The following is a 15,222-nucleotide window of genomic DNA, read 5'->3' as shown; positions in this document are numbered from 1 at the left end:
ATATTTTGAGACATTATGCTCACTGCTGGTGCAAGCATCTACGAGCGATACACATAATCAATGCGTTAGCGCACAAATCCCGCTACAGGCCTTATGGTTAGAGGTTTTCATCGACACGTTTTGCAACATTTAGCGCCGTGGGTAATGCAACTTTTTTAACTAAAATTTTCTCTTAGTAAAGGACATTACTAAAAGGAGAAAACTATGTTAAACGTAAATGCTCGCTCGTTTATAACAAAAAATCTTTTAACCTCCATAGCCGCTTTAGGCATTATGGTTAGTGGTTCTGCCGCGGCTGAACAAGCCGAATTTGTCGGCACCGATAATAGCCCAGAGACCAAACTCTGTTTGGCTGCAGCAAAGAACGATAAAGCTGCTTTAAGACATCAAATCAGACAAATCAACAACTGGCGTGGTATTCGACCTAGCTATGTTATCGACAACATCGCCTGCAACGACATGGATATGCCGAGTTTCGCGTATCAATACGGTGCTGATAAAACGTTTGATTATCTAAATCGTGTAAGTCGCAAACCTATCGATACCCAAGTTCAAATTGAGGATTTGGCGAAGCTTTCCGGTACTATCTATGTAAGCGCTTCATCTAAGTGATCACTGACATGATGGCAAATAGACGAGCTGTAGACTGTATTTGCAGATACAAAAAAGGCCCTCAACTGAGGGCCTTTTTTAAACATCATAATCGACTATTGTGCATCTGGTGATTCACTGGTGGTTTCAGTCACCACGGCATCCGCTTCTTGAGCAGTCACTGGCTCATTAACAATTTCGCTCTTCCAAGTAAGGTCAGGCAGTTCGTTAAACGCTACTTCAAGGGCACCGATATCAACCGATGGACCAATTTTACGGTTAGCCCAAATAACTTTACCTGTGATGGTATCAACCAAAGCGACATCAATAAATGACCCCTCGGTTGCTTGAACAGGCACCACAGCGCCCATGGTCAATACACCAACAAGAATGCTTGAGGCCACATCTTTAGCTACCATTCCCGATGATTTTTCAAAGCCATTGTAGTACACCAACAACGCCGCATCAGCGCCGGTTCTATCAGCAATGGTGTTTAGCACGCTACCGAGACTGGTTTGAAATTGAGCTTTATCTTTTTCTGGTACTAAGCCCAACTTGTACATGTCTTCTTTTGATTTGGTCCATGCTTCTTTAGCTGTGGTAATGGCATAAGCAAAATCGTCATTGCTTTCTATCTCAGCCGCAAAGTCAAACTCAACAACATTAAGGTTTTCCTGTTGCATACGTGAACTGGCTAGTGAGTTAATCTGATCGCGGATGGTATCGGCTTTGTCATCAAGAATTTCATTATCGCCATCAAAGTTAATCAATTCGATTTGCACATCGGCCGGTATGATCACCACCGAATCCACTGTCTTAGCGACCTGCTCAAAGTCTTGATGATGTCTCACCGATGTTTGTGCACAGCCACTTAGCCATAATACGAATACCACACTTGTTATTATTTTTATTTTGCGCAACATTTTATCCCCTTAGTTTTGCAAGTATTGATTCAACGTAGCGACGATCTTTCACTTTATCTTGTTGCAGATAACGGGTGAAAAAATCTATCGCCGTTTGAGTTTCGCCCTGATGATAAGCAACCATTCCTAGCCCCTTATTAACATCATTCATATCCGGTGCAACCGATTGGGCTTTTAGATAGCCTTGTTTAGCTTTTTGAAAAAACTGTTCTTGTTGATCCGCCAAAGACGCCGTTAACTCATCATCGAACGTCTCATCATGTATCCAAGCATATTCTCTGGCATACGCTTCTGGTTCACTAGCTTTTAAGCGATTAATCTCGCCAGCATAGTAATGCAGTTGGCCATTATTAGGGCCAAGTTCGAGCTCGCTATTAACCAACCGTTCTGCTAATTCAAACTGCTTGTTTCGCAATCTAATCTTAATGGTTTGCAGTAGTATTGGTTTACGGAACTGTAGATATGGCTGATCAACGTCAGACTCTGGTGGAAAGTCACCATACTCGTTGGCAATTGAGTTGTTATAGAATGCGATACGCTTATCAATATCTGGATGAGTGCTCCAGATCGAGGTGCTTTCTTTGGCGAAATCTAACTCTTTGATTTTTTCGAATGCCTGCACCCCACCGCGCAAATCAAAACCGCCGTCTTTTAAATAAGCTAAGCCATCAACATCGGCTTGATGTTCCATATTTCGGCTGAACTTTGAGATATCAGCGATGGTGGCGTAATACACCAAGCCTGTGCCAAACAACATCAAATCAGCAATATGCGAGCCGACGATTTTATTCTTGCGCTGCACTGCCCCTTTTAGGCTGTGCCGTTGAATAACATGAGCCACTTCATGCGCCATTACCGCAGCCAATTGATCGCTGTTATCAAAGCTGGCAATCAAACCGGTATTCAAATAAATGTCACCATTTGGCAAAGCGAAGGCATTGGTTGAGGCGTCTTTTAAGATATGAAAACGAATCTTCACATTAGGGTGATAAGTCGGTGGACTAATTTGACTCGCTAGATCATCAACAAATTGTTGGCTCGATTTATCCTTTAAAATCAACCCTTTGTTTTTAAAGTCTTTATAGAGGCGCTCTGAACGTTTGAAAAGTTTATCTTCTTCTTCAATCGCGGCGTATTGATACCCTTCATCTAGAGGCTGTATTTCTTTGAGCTTTACCGTGGAGGCACAAGACACCAATAGAATAGACAGTGGTATAAGTGAATACTTCATCCCTGAACAACATATTTTTTATTATTATTGGCATTAAATTATCAGCTTTTAGTACTGCTGTACAGGTTATATTTTCAGCAAAAATCCGTGTAAAAAACGAAAATCCATACGTATTCATACGCCTAACAACTTACTTTTATTAACTTTTTGTTAATAATTACTGGCACAATCTCGATCTCATTCTAGTCTCTAGTTAGGACCTTCAATGAACCATATAATAAAAACACTGCTTGTAACCATAATGTTCTTTCTCGCCTTAACAAGCTGTGCAGATAAGCAATCAAAGATGACGACTGATAATAGATACCAACCGACACCTTATGTAAAACTAAAGCACCCCGACTGGGTTAAAAATGCGACGATTTACGAGGTGAACATTCGCCAATATACGCCCGAAGGCACCTTTAATGCTTTCAGTGAACATCTGCCACGACTAAAACAACTCGGTGTGGATATTCTTTGGTTGATGCCAATCCATCCCATTGGTGAAAAGAATCGTAAAGGCAATATCGGTAGTTACTACTCGGTGCAAGATTATAAAGCGGTTAATCCTGAATTTGGCAGTATGGATGACTTTAAAGCCTTGGTCGATAAGGCACACCAATTAGGCATGTATGTAATACTCGACTGGGTCGCAAATCACTCCTCATGGGATAACCCGCTAACGCTAAGCCACCCACATTGGTACAGCAAAGATCATAATGGTAATTTTCAGCCTACGCCTTGGTGGGATTGGTCAGATATCATCGACTTTGATTATCAACAGCCGGGGATCAGAGAATACATGACAGGGGCGTTAAAGTTCTGGGTTAGTGAAACCGATATTGACGGCTATCGTGCCGATGTTGCTGGATTTATCCCGACCGATTTTTGGAATAATGTGCGTCGCGAACTTGAGCAAATTAAACCTGTGTTTATGCTGGCTGAATGGGAGTCACGAGATTTACACGAATATGCCTTTGATATGAGCTACTCATGGAAGTTACACGACGTGATGGAAGACGTAGCCCATGGCAAAAAAGATGCTCGCGCTTTGTATACCTACTTTGCTAAAGAACTTAATTCGTGGCCATCTAATGCCATCAAAATGAACTTTGTCGATAATCATGACAAAAATTCATGGGAAGATACCATGTTTGCGCGATTCGGCGATGCTCTTAAGCCAGCCATTGTATTGACGGTAACAGCAGAAGGCATGCCACTCATCTATAGCGGCCAGGAAGCGGGTATGAATAAAGTGCTCGAGTTTTTCGAAAAAGATGAAATCAACTGGCAACAACATGAAATCGGTGAATTATACCAAGCATTATTTGCCCTAAAACATGACAATACGGCGTTATATAACGGTGACTGGGGCGGCGATATGATCCCGGTACCTAATAACAAAAGCCAATCGATTCTGTCGTTCGTCCGAGAAAAAGGCAACGATAAAGTGTTTGTTATTTTAAACTTTTCGGCACAATCGCAAACAGTTAGTTTTGCTGAGAATATTCAACTCGGTGAGTATCAACAACTGTTTAATGGTGAGCATATTCGTATAGCTCAAGACACGAGCGTAGAGATTGCGCCTTGGGGCTATAAAGTATTAGTTAAATAACAACAGCTATGATGGGTTAATCGATCTAGCAGAGCTAAGGCTAACCGGGAAAACAAGACAAACAAAAAGGATGCTACTTAGCATCCTTTTTTAATCAAGTTAGTCAGCCCAGACTTAACCAGGCATTTGGTATTCGTATGGCGCTTGAATCCCCAACGGGATACCAATACTCCAGTAAACTAATAAGAATATTGTCCACACCACCATCATAACTATGGTGTATGGCATCATCATAGACGCTAACGAACCGATACCCGTGGATTTAACATAACGCTGACAATAAACCACCACTAACGGGAAGTAGACCATCAGAGGTGAAATAATATTTGATACCGAATCACCAACACGATAAGCCGCTTGCGATAGCTCTGGAGAGATGCCAACCACCATCAACATAGGCACCAAAATAGGACCGATTAACGCCCATTTTGCCGATGCTGAGCCGACCAATAGATTGACGAACGCGGTCAATAATATCATGCCAACGATGGTTGCTTCGCCTGGTAGGTTCATCGCTTTCAACCCTTCCGCACCGTAAAGCGCTAACATCGTACCAATATTTGAATTACCAAATGCCGCCAAAAATTGCGCACAGAAGAAAGCCATAACGATATAGGCGCCCATGGTTTCCATGCTTTTGCCCATTGCTTTGACAACATCATTGGAATCTTTAAAAACGCCTGCCATTTTACCGTAAATTAACCCAGGGATAATAAACAAGACAAAAATAAGCGGCACGATCATTTTCATAAGCGGCGCGTTAAAGGCGGTAATTTCGCCATCTGGCGAACGTAATGGTGAGTCGACAGGATAAATTGCTAACGCCAGTAAAGCACAACCTAGAATCATCGCCCATCCAGCCCAACGAAAAGCCTTTGCCTCAACTTCGCTAAACGCCCCTAAGTCTTGTGCTTCTTCTACGTCATCATTTAATTTGACGCTCGCTAAACGCGGCTCAATTAATTTTTCGGTTACCCACCAACCAGCTAGCACGATTGGAATAGAGCTTAAACCGGTAAAAAAGATATTTGCTAATGGGTTTACAATATAAGCGGCATCAAGCACCTGTGCTGATGTTTGGGTGAAACCCGCCAGCAATGGATCGATTCCTGACGGGATAAAGTTTGCCGAAAAACCTCCGGAAACACCGGCAAAGGCTGCAGCTATACCCGCTAATGGATGCCGACCTGCGGCATGAAAAATGATACCACCTAACGGGATTACCAATACATAGCCCGCATCAGCGGCGGTATGGGACACAATGGCCACTAAAATAACCATCGGTGTTAGTAATTTGGCCGGGGTGAAGGCCAACATTTTCTTCAAACCCGTGGTAATAAAACCGGAAGAGTCTGCGACCCCAACACCGAGCACCGCAACTAAAACAATGCCCAGAGGCGCGAATGACGTAAACACAGGTACCATATTGGCCATAAAGCTCGCCAAAGCATCACCGGTTAACTGATTTTGAACAACTAAGGCCTCACCGGTTCTTGGGTTGATCAAATCAAAACTGACGTTAGCCAGTAACGCCGAGAGTACCCAAACCAAAATTAGCGCCCAAAAGAAAAGCACCGTGGGATCGGGGATTTTATTACCAACCACTTCAATTGAATTAAGAAAGCGATTCATGAAACCTGATTTATTATTATTATTTTCTGCCTTATCCAATTGCATAGCAGCTCCTTTCAGACTATCAATAGACACTATATATCAGCGGATTCGACGCGGAATTGCAAGCTCGATATTACTTGGCGCCGATCTTATTCGCTGCTTACATCGTACAAAATAATATCGAGGTATGATAGATGCTTAAGCTAAGCCAATTGTTAAAACTAGACACATGCAAAGACAGCTTTGCCATGGATGGGTTACCGTTACTGACGATGTACGACGATAACTTGTTTATACGCAACGATTACGACATCTTATCTTTAGGCCAACGAAAACACTTACAAACTCACCTAAAAAACATTGGCTTTACACAAGTGACCGGTAAAATAATGCGACGAGAGAGCACTGAAGTCGAGTTCCCCAAACCAAATCATATGTTAAGCCAGTCAGGTTTTAAGCCGCATTTTATTGATACAACGAGTGAAAAAATTAATATCATAACGCCGACCATGTTTGCCGAATGCCTTTGTTATTTAAAGCTGCAAGATGGAACATTGGATTTGCAACAGCAACTGCAGGCGCTTATCGATACATGCCCATTTAACATCGAGTTATTGCAAATACTGGCCATTAATACCGATTTTGAGCAAACGATAAATCGCTTGGCAGGCTCTTTAACGGCATATCAAACGGATGTTATTGAACGAAAATTTAAACGTAAACGCGCCTATTAAGCAATTTTACGACATAAAAAAGGCCGCTGTAGCGGCCTTAATTGATGCCGAGCTTAACTAATAAGCACCTGCCGAATAGGTTAACTCATAACTATGGCTGTAGATCTCAAGAATATTACCAAACGGGTCTTCCATATAAATCATGCGGTATGGCTTCTCACCGGGATAATAGTAACGAGGTTTTTCCATGCGTTTTTTGCCGCCGGCAGCGACAATCTGTTCCGCCAACTCTTCTACGTTTGGATCTTGCACGCAAAAATGAAATATACCGGTTTTCCAATACTCAAAGTTATCTTGCGGATTTTCTTGGTTGTCGAACTGAAAAATCTCAACACCTATACGGTCACCGGTGGATAAATGGGCAATCTTAAAACTCCCCCACCCAGCACCAAAAACATCGGTACACATTTCACCAATTGGACTGTCATCTTCTTCAATATCGGTGGGCTTCATAATTAAATACCAACCCAACACTTCGGTGTAAAACTTAACAGCTTTTTCTACATCTGGAACGGAAATACCAATATGTGAAAAGGTGCGCGGAAAAGCAGACATAATTAATTCTCCTGTATTTAAGATGGACTAATTATAGGCTAGGATTAGAAGTGCAAAAATTTATCATTTTCAACATAAATAAGTAGATATCGTAATGATTAATACACTCTGGCTCAAAACGTTTTGTACCTTAGTAGATGTAGGCCACTTTACTCACACCGCTGATAAATTGTTTATGACTCAATCAGGGGTAAGCCAGCACATCAAAAAACTGGAACAATTGCTTGATACCGACTTGTTATTACGCACCGGAAAATCATTTAGATTAACGCCTGCAGGCTTGAAGCTATACGAAGACGGCAAAGAGATTTTGCTCGCACTGCAAAACGCCGAGCAAGCCATTAAAGAGGATGATCCACATCAGGGCACCATTACCATGATGTCGCCAGGTAGTCTTGGTCTTAAGCTGTACCCTTTTTTGCTTGATAAGCAGCAACAATTTAAGCAGTTGGTGATAAATTATTCATTCGCGTCCAATAAAGGCATCATTACTAGCCTACTTGCCGGCGATAGCGACCTTGGATTGGTTACCAGCCAAGTCGCCAATAACGATTTGATTTTTGCTGAAATCGCCCAAGAACCATTAGTATTAGTGGCGCCAGCCACGCAAAAAGATATTGATTGGCCGCAATTGCTCAAACTGGGGTTCATATCTCATCCCGATGCCGATCATCATGGCAGTATGTTACTGTCGGCAAATTACCCAGAATTTGAGCATATATCGCAACTCAATCAATCTGGGTTTTCCAACCAAATAAGTATGATATTAGAGCCGGTCAGTCGCGGCTTAGGTTTTACCGTGTTGCCCTTGCACGCTGCAATGGCCTTTGCCGCACAATCTATGATATCTATTCACACCTTGCCGAACGCGGTAAATGAACCCATTTATATTTGTCGTAAAAAATACAGCCCACTATTAAAAAGACAACAATTAGTCATCGATTGGATCAGTGAACAACTGGCGTTATAGCGCCAAACTATGAGCGTCGATTTATGCCAATAAATTCTTTCAAGTAACTGGTAAATTGGCAATTTATGACTAAGCTTTTTATCACAAACAGTTATTTGCAAAATGTGATTACCCATGAAAATTGCAGGTTTAACCCGACTATCCTTGCTAACTGTATGCGGTCTGCTGTTTGCTCATCATATGAGCTTGTCTGCCTACGAAAAAGCGTCCACCAGAAGTGATGCTGACCCGACCATAAAGTCTTGGGGTGAGGAATACCCTTTACATGTCGAAATGTATATGGAAATGCAAGATACCAGCAAGCCAACGGAATATGGCGGTAATATGCCTTACAGTAAATTAATACGCTTTCCACAATTAACTGAATTGTGGGGCGGTTATGCGTTTGCTTTAGATTTCAATGAAGAGCGTGGTCACTACTATAGTCAAATAGACCAGTATGAAACCAAACGTAATGACAAGGAGTTTCTCAATGCACACGGCTTGAAAAAGTTTAACGGCCAACCGGGTGCCTGCATGAACTGCCACAGTGGTTGGGTACCAGAATTAGTGCGAGAAATGGGTTGGGAAAATTTCAATCGCACACCCTACTGGGATACGGTAGACAAACTTAAAAAAGATCACGGTGAAGGCATACACGGTTCGGAAATGGGCAGTACTTGTGCCGATTGCCACAACGCTGACGATATGAGCTTACGAGTTACCCGTCCGGCCTACATCAATGCCATGGCTGGTCGTGGTTATGAAACCGATAAAAGATTCGGCCTCAAAGCGACACAAACAGAAATGCGCGATCACGTCTGTAAACAATGCCATGTTGAATATTACTTTTTAGGCAAAGACAAAGTTCTAACATTCCCTTGGGCCAACTGGCCTAAAGACAAGCCTTTAAAAATTGAAATGATTGAAGAGTATTATGACAATGCCTATGAGTCTGGCAGTTTTGTTGCTGACTGGACCCACGCGACGACTAAGGCACCGATGTTAAAGATGCAACATCCTGAAGCAGAAATGACATCAAGCGGCCGTCATACACGTGATGGTGTTAGTTGTGTTGACTGTCATATGCCAGTGATAGAAAAGTCTGGCGAAAAGGTCACCGATCATAATATTCGTTCACCATTACATGATTTAGTCGCCTGTAAGCAGTGCCATGCCCACAGCACGCAATCAGAAGATGAAATCCGCAAAATGGTAGCCGATGTACAACGCCATACTGCACAAGAATTACACCAAGCTGAACTAGCAATATTGGCACTCATTAATGATATTGCCGAAGTGCGTTCAGATCTTCGCATGCACGAACAATTTATGGCGATTAAGTCACCTGAAGAGCAGCAAGCTGCGATTTCAAAAGCTATTGAACCGGCGCTAATGATGCACAGACGGGCAAGTATGCGTTGGGATTTTGTCGGTGCCGAAAACTCTACCGGTATCCACAGCCCAAGAGAAGCATGGCGCATTCTAGATGATGCCGAAGATCAGGCGCGACAAGGTCAATTGTTACTCAATGAGGCGGCAGCGAAATATGGGGTTAAGTTTAGAATGACTTCTAAAGGGCCGATTCCAGCAGCACCTGAAGTTCTGGATCCAGGTAATATTGTTGGCGCTCCACCGCCAGACATCGCGTTAAACGCTGATGACAGATGTGCTGTTCCTTAAACAATGACAATAACGAGCTGATTATCGAGGTAAACTAATGAAAACTTGGATTCCAGTTAAAGAATTTAGTAAAACCAATCGCATCGTCCATCATATATCAGCAGTTATGTTTATCGGTGCTCTATTATTAATGGCCTACGACCAGTACGTAGGCTCATCCGATGCCATGCTATTACATCAATCATTTGGCGTCGTGGTATTTGTGCTGTATTTTGGCCGCATAGTGCTTATGGGTTGGTTTGGTAAACCTGAAGCGCTTGGCACACAAATGGAGCAGTTCCTTGCCCACATGGCACATTTGGCGTTGTACGGTATTTTATTATTGATGCCTCTATCCGGTCTGATGCTTAACATAGCCCGGGCACGAGATACCGTGGTTTTTGGCCTATTTACCATACCTGGTTTTTCTGAGCGCAATATGGATATCTATCTAATGGCCCTGGATGTGCACTCGTTTTTAGAGTGGATTTGTTATCTACTGCTATTCGCCCATGTCGGCGCGTCATTGTTCCACCATTTTGTGCTTAAAGATGACACCTTAAAGCGCATGTGGGGCAAAACCGATTAGCGCTAAACCTGACTCTCTATGATAGAGAGATAGCACTACGGTGAATATAAAGCCTTCATCCTTGTAGCCTTTTGCATTAGCATTGCGGCTTACTGTGAATTATCCCATCCTTTGCTAGGATGGGACCTCCATCAGTTTCCTTGTCGGTATCTATATATCGAGATCTATAGATGCTTTGGTCATGGTAGCGCACAAGTTAGCTGTATTTATTCATTTTCATAATATTCTCAAGCTGTTTTTAAGACACAACTCAGCTGTAACAAACTTAGCTGTAACAAACTTAGCTGTAACAAACTTAGAGAAATTTGCCGCGCGTAAAAGTGGTGGATTAAATGTTAATTGGTAAAGTGCTGAACGAGCTAGTGGGATAACTCGGCTAAGCGTTGCTCAATATTCTCTAGTAGCGGGCCAAATTTTTTCTTAGCAGCGCGTTTATTCAAAAAGTAAACACCAACAACCAATAAGACGACGCACCCATAATAAAAAGATAAGTGGGCGTTGATTTGCACAAAGCCAGATTCATTCACTGTAGCTCCTAAGGTAATCAACAAAATGGCAGTTGTTAATGGTGCGATATACCACCAAACAATTGATTCTAGCAGTTGCTTTTGCTGTTTCACTTTTTGCTTTTCTGTAAGTAAAAAGTCTCTAATACTGCTGCTTTTTTGCGGTGTAATTTGTTTAGCCGATACAAGTTTGTAGGGGATATAGACACACGACAATATCGCAATGCACAGGCCAATGGTTTGCATAGTACTTACCGAGTTAAACAAACCATATATCCACACAGGTATGAGTAACACAGCAATAGATATTTCCAATATATCTCGGCGTTTAACTTCTCTGTCCATTTTTTTCGTTTCTTTCTCTAACATGGTAATAACCTCATCTAAATTGTCAGGAACAGAAGCAGTAATGTTTTTTTGCCAATCTTTTTTTAAATCATCTAGCTTCATCATCACTCTCCTATATATTGATTTTCAAAATCATTTTTTATGCGCTTTATGCGCGATCTAACTGCATTAGCGCTAATACCTGTTACCTCAGCACAATCTTCAGAAGACAAGCCATCGAGGTACATCATCATTACACTAGCGTCTGTGTCGTTTAGGCTATTCATGAAGTTATTAAGAACCTCTGCCTGACAGTTTTCTTGTGAAGGCTGACTATCACTAATCACTTTATGCAAAGCCGATTGTTTGATTTCTTTATGCTTGATAGAACTGCGTACAAAGGTACATGCGGTATTTAGCGCAACTTTATAGACCCAAGTTTCGCGTTTCGCAGTACCAGTAAAAGATTCAAAACTACGCCAAAGCTGCAATAAGATTTCTTGGTACAAGTCATCGAATTCTCCCGCATGACAATAACGAGAAGCGATATAACGAATGCGCCCTTGGTTATTGATGATCACTTGTTCAAATTCTTTATGCATTGTCTCTCTGCGTATCGTTAATGAGTTAGATATATAGTTAGTCGCACTGAAAACATCATTGTGTCATGAGAGGTGAAAAAAAACACAGCTGTTTCGTCTCAATCAAGCTAGCTAAGCAATCTCTATCGGTTGCCTGTACGTATATCCTATATGATTCGCTATGATACGGAGACCAGATGTTAACCATCTTTTATGACGCTAACTGCCCACTTTGCGATGCGGAAATGCAAAGCCTCAAGCGCCATGATACGAAAAACCTAGTGACCCTTGTCGATCTTCACTCACCTTCACTTGCCACATCGTATCCTGATATTAATTTTGAAGCAGCGATGAGAGTACTGCACGGTGAATACCAAGGCAGTATTTTGCTTGGCCTTGAAGTGACACACCGCGCTTGGACTTTAGTCGGGAAAGGTTTTTGGGTGGCACCATTGAACTGGCCGGTTGTAAAAACCATCAGTCATTGGGTTTATTTACTCTTGGCTAAATACAGGCACCCTATTTCTGCGGCACTAGCAAAACTGTTTAATATCAAAACCAGTACGTGTCATGACGGCGTTTGCAGCAACAAGTCAGCGCACCAAAGTAGCAAACCACACAAGTGAACAACCCAGTTCAACACTTCAGCTTCTGACACCTAATAAAATATGTAAATCATTTTTGTTGCTTATGGCACAATCGTGATATCAATGACCAGTTAACCTTCTTTAAAAAAATCGTTCAAAATCTAAATAAAAATCTGAATAAAAATGAACTAACTATTGCCAATGGTTACATAAGGACAAGTTTATCAAAGGGAACAACAGATTGGTCTCAGTATTTAATTGTTCTAGACGTGCCAGAAAGTGCCAGCCAAATGGCTTACGGAATCATGCTATATGATGCTGGTAAAGTATGGTTCGACAATCTGCAACATCTAAAGTGAAAAGGTTAATGCCTACATATGCATTAAAATAGATTTTTGCTCTTTCTTGGTCATTTTGCTGACGACCAAATTAAACGAGTTATCAATTAACCGATGCACCTCACCTTCTGGCACGGAGCCATCAAGGTAGATACTAATCCAATGTTTCTTAAATCAATGCAACTATTAACCTATTGTATTTTAGCACTGTTTAAACCGTTAATTACTTTTCTTTAACGCTGAGGGTGTGAGTACCATAGCTTTCCGTATTCATACCGTATTTACGGGTTGTTTAGACTTCGTTGCGTAGCGACACCAAGCTAAGGCTGAAAGCCTATAGCGTCACCTACATTACTGAGTTGTTATAGATGCAATAAAGCGACCGATAGATGACCGCTATTATACGGTGGCTCTTCAGTTAGATTACTGTTAGTAACAGAGAATTGTAACCGACAGCTTTCCGACAGAACGGATAACCTCGCTCAAAAGTAAGCGCGGTGTTTGACCTACTGATTACCATTAGATGATGGTGGTTGATAGCGTTAGATTAACGTTAGAAAACGTTGCTGATTTAACTGTTCTTTTACTGTAGAAACAGTATAAAGCTTTCCATAAACGTTCCATAAATATGGAAACACTTTGGCGTTTTGAACCTGAACATCTTTGATGTAAAGGGGATAACTTTTCCAGTAGATGTCCTGTAGTTACTGGATAGCTTTACGTTTATTCCCATTAAAACTGTAATAGATGAAAGTATATGTAGTTACTTTTCACACCTATTTTCGGGGTATGTGGCATATGCACACAGAGTTTTTGCGTAAAAGGGGAAGTCAGTTTTAGAGTTTACACATATTAATGTTTTCCAAGAAAGTTAGGAAAAAGCTGCTATTTACCGTTTAGTGTACACTGCAAAATGGCTACAACCCTTATATATCAAGGGATACAGACGATTACATCGAAAACATTCTAAGGTACCATAGCATAGTGTTTTTAATAGCTTAGCAAGTTGCTTTAAAAGGTTCGTCATAATACCTATGATATGACTGCTTAGTGCCAGTTGCAGACTATTTTAATTGCCTAACTACAGGTGCTGTTCATTTTTCGTTTTAATTGCTATCTCCTTTATTGCTTCTTTTTCTTTTAATTCCTGCCAAAAAAATATGGGATAAGCACTACTCATATTTTGGCCTTTCAAGAAAAAGATGAAACTCTTATTTAGCTTTGAGGACTTAAGAGAGTCATACCCAATTATAGAGTTTGGGTCTAATAATACGCTAACTTGTTTTTTCGGCGGGTAAATGGAAGTAATTGTTTCTTCGATAGAAATAGTAATACTAATCATATAACCACTTCCAAGACCTGTTCTAGCGTTTTTAACATCTAATATATTATTTTCATAATCCATTAGAATAACGTCAACGACCTTTCCTTCAATTATTGTATCTGAGATAGAGACAAGTTTATTTAAAGATGGCACATCATAAGATGTTGCAGATACACTCGAAGATAAAAACAAAAAGAAAAGAAGTAGGTATTTCATGATGATTTGAATCTTTAGCCTTATGACTGTTAATCGCTCAAAGCGGAAATTAAGCTCCGCAACTAATCCTAATGTACTGAATTCTACCAACAAGTCAATTCCATCACTGGAAAAGTGTAAATAAAACATCAGCTAAGAACACATTTGAGTCTTAACAGTTTGAGTTCGCTTAGACCTTGGTTCAAGTGGACGACACTGGAATTGTGTTAAATGGTTCGTTAATTAGAGATTGACAACCCTAAACGAACAGTTCACAATACCCCTAGATTTCAAACGAACTATTTGAGCAAACTTATGACAACACTTATCGGATACGCAAGAACATCCACTGTAAAACAAGACAACGGCTTAGCTGCACAGCTAGAACAACTAAGTGCTTACGGTTGCAACAACATACTACAAGAACAAGTTAGCTCTGTTAATGATGAGCGTGAGCAATTAGGTGTTGCTATTGGTTCACTGAATAGAGGCGATAAACTTGTAGTTACTAAGTTAGACCGCTTAGCTCGTAGCATTATGGATCTTCACAACATCTTAGCTGAGTTAAAAGTAATTGGTGCTGATTTGGTTATCTTAGATTTGAATATTGATACCAGTACTTCTACAGGCCGTTTGATGTTGAATCTGCTTGGTAGTGTTGCTGAGTTTGAAAGAGAAGTGATGCTTGAACGCCAGAAAGAGGGAATTCAACGTGCTAAAGAGCAAGGCAAGTACAAAGGGCGTAAACCAACTGATGAAACTGTAAAGGCGAAAGTCGCCGAGCATTTAGGTAAGGGCTTAAAGCAAGCTGATATTTGCAAACTTGTTGGCATTGGCAAGACTACATTCTACAAGGTGAAAGCAGAGCTGAATCTTTAAACCCCAAAAATGGGGAAAATTGATTTTATTTAGGGTTACT

15 protein-coding genes are annotated in these 15,222 nt (G+C 41.1%); 8 read left to right on the top strand and 7 right to left on the bottom strand.

The annotated features are described in order from the left end of the window. Positions 1–204: 204 nt before the first annotated feature. Positions 205–612: a DUF3718 domain-containing protein gene (locus E2K93_RS10040; protein ID WP_135438972.1), complete on the top strand. Its 408-nt coding sequence runs from the start codon at positions 205–207 to the stop codon at positions 610–612. 95 nt (positions 613–707) lie between these two features. Here E2K93_RS10040 and E2K93_RS10035 read toward each other — a convergent pair whose 3' ends face one another. Together E2K93_RS10035 and E2K93_RS10030 are read right to left on the bottom strand one after the other, a co-directional pair. Beyond that, a complete protein-coding gene (locus tag E2K93_RS10035) occupies positions 708–1,514 on the bottom strand; it encodes a hypothetical protein (protein ID WP_135438971.1) in 807 nt (268 codons plus the stop codon). A gap of 1 nt (position 1,515) precedes the next feature. After that, the gene (locus tag E2K93_RS10030; protein WP_135438970.1) at positions 1,516–2,745 is read right to left on the bottom strand and encodes a M48 family metallopeptidase; all 1,230 of its coding nucleotides are present in this window, start codon (positions 2,743–2,745) and stop codon (positions 1,516–1,518) included. 286 nt (positions 2,746–3,031) lie between these two features. On the opposite strand from E2K93_RS10030, the gene E2K93_RS10025 reads away from it, so the two are divergent. Then, positions 3,032–4,342 (top strand): alpha-amylase family glycosyl hydrolase, encoded by a 1,311-nt coding sequence (locus tag E2K93_RS10025; protein WP_135438969.1) that lies wholly within the window; start codon positions 3,032–3,034, stop codon positions 4,340–4,342. Positions 4,343–4,456: 114 nt separating this feature from the next. On the opposite strand, the gene E2K93_RS10020 is transcribed toward E2K93_RS10025, so the two are convergent. After that, positions 4,457–6,019 carry an AbgT family transporter gene (locus E2K93_RS10020; RefSeq protein ID WP_135438968.1) on the bottom strand — a complete coding sequence of 521 codons (1,563 nt, stop codon included), beginning with the start codon at positions 6,017–6,019 and terminating at the stop codon, positions 4,457–4,459. Between the two features lie 131 nt (positions 6,020–6,150). Between E2K93_RS10020 and E2K93_RS10015 the strand changes: the two genes are divergently transcribed. Further along, positions 6,151–6,690: a hypothetical protein gene (locus E2K93_RS10015; RefSeq protein WP_135438967.1), complete on the top strand. Its 540-nt coding sequence runs from the start codon at positions 6,151–6,153 to the stop codon at positions 6,688–6,690. Between the two features lie 57 nt (positions 6,691–6,747). Here E2K93_RS10015 and E2K93_RS10010 read toward each other — a convergent pair whose 3' ends face one another. Then, complete coding sequence (locus E2K93_RS10010; protein WP_416316096.1) at positions 6,748–7,245, bottom strand: lactoylglutathione lyase family protein; 498 nt, start codon at positions 7,243–7,245, stop codon at positions 6,748–6,750. A gap of 94 nt (positions 7,246–7,339) precedes the next feature. Here E2K93_RS10010 and E2K93_RS10005 point away from each other — a divergent pair, with 94 nt between their 5' ends. From E2K93_RS10005 to E2K93_RS09995, 3 genes are all read left to right on the top strand, one after another. Next, complete coding sequence (locus E2K93_RS10005) at positions 7,340–8,215, top strand: LysR family transcriptional regulator (protein WP_135438965.1); 876 nt, start codon at positions 7,340–7,342, stop codon at positions 8,213–8,215. Positions 8,216–8,329: 114 nt separating this feature from the next. Beyond that, positions 8,330–9,877, top strand: coding sequence for an ammonia-forming cytochrome c nitrite reductase subunit c552 (locus E2K93_RS10000; protein ID WP_135438964.1), 1,548 nt, complete (start codon positions 8,330–8,332; stop codon positions 9,875–9,877). 37 nt (positions 9,878–9,914) lie between these two features. Continuing rightward, on the top strand, positions 9,915–10,445 hold the full coding sequence (locus E2K93_RS09995) for a cytochrome b (protein ID WP_135438963.1): 531 nt from the start codon (positions 9,915–9,917) through the stop codon (positions 10,443–10,445). Between the two features lie 359 nt (positions 10,446–10,804). Here E2K93_RS09995 and E2K93_RS09990 read toward each other — a convergent pair whose 3' ends face one another. Both E2K93_RS09990 and E2K93_RS09985 read right to left on the bottom strand, forming a co-directional pair. Further along, on the bottom strand, positions 10,805–11,404 hold the full coding sequence (locus E2K93_RS09990; protein ID WP_135438962.1) for a hypothetical protein: 600 nt from the start codon (positions 11,402–11,404) through the stop codon (positions 10,805–10,807). Continuing rightward, a complete protein-coding gene (locus E2K93_RS09985; RefSeq protein ID WP_135438961.1) occupies positions 11,404–11,880 on the bottom strand; it encodes an RNA polymerase sigma factor in 477 nt (158 codons plus the stop codon). Before E2K93_RS09985 ends, E2K93_RS09990 begins: the two co-directional genes overlap by 1 nt. Positions 11,881–12,056: 176 nt before the next feature. On the opposite strand from E2K93_RS09985, the gene E2K93_RS09980 reads away from it, so the two are divergent. Beyond that, entirely contained in the window at positions 12,057–12,485 is a 429-nt protein-coding gene (locus E2K93_RS09980; protein WP_135438960.1) for a thiol-disulfide oxidoreductase DCC family protein, read from the top strand. Between the two features lie 1,380 nt (positions 12,486–13,865). On the opposite strand, the gene E2K93_RS09975 is transcribed toward E2K93_RS09980, so the two are convergent. Then, on the bottom strand, positions 13,866–14,417 hold the full coding sequence (locus tag E2K93_RS09975) for a hypothetical protein (protein WP_135438959.1): 552 nt from the start codon (positions 14,415–14,417) through the stop codon (positions 13,866–13,868). A 201-nt stretch (positions 14,418–14,618) separates the two neighbouring features. On the opposite strand from E2K93_RS09975, the gene E2K93_RS09970 reads away from it, so the two are divergent. Beyond that, entirely contained in the window at positions 14,619–15,182 is a 564-nt protein-coding gene (locus tag E2K93_RS09970) for a recombinase family protein (RefSeq protein WP_135438958.1), read from the top strand. Positions 15,183–15,222: the final 40 nt, after the last annotated feature.

The sequence above is a fragment of the Thalassotalea sp. HSM 43 genome (genome assembly GCF_004752005.1).
In the GTDB taxonomy this organism is placed as follows: Bacteria; Pseudomonadota; Gammaproteobacteria; order Enterobacterales; family Alteromonadaceae; genus Thalassotalea_A.
Note: the sequence above shows the minus strand (reverse complement) of the source record. Positions and strands in the feature narration are given on the sequence as shown.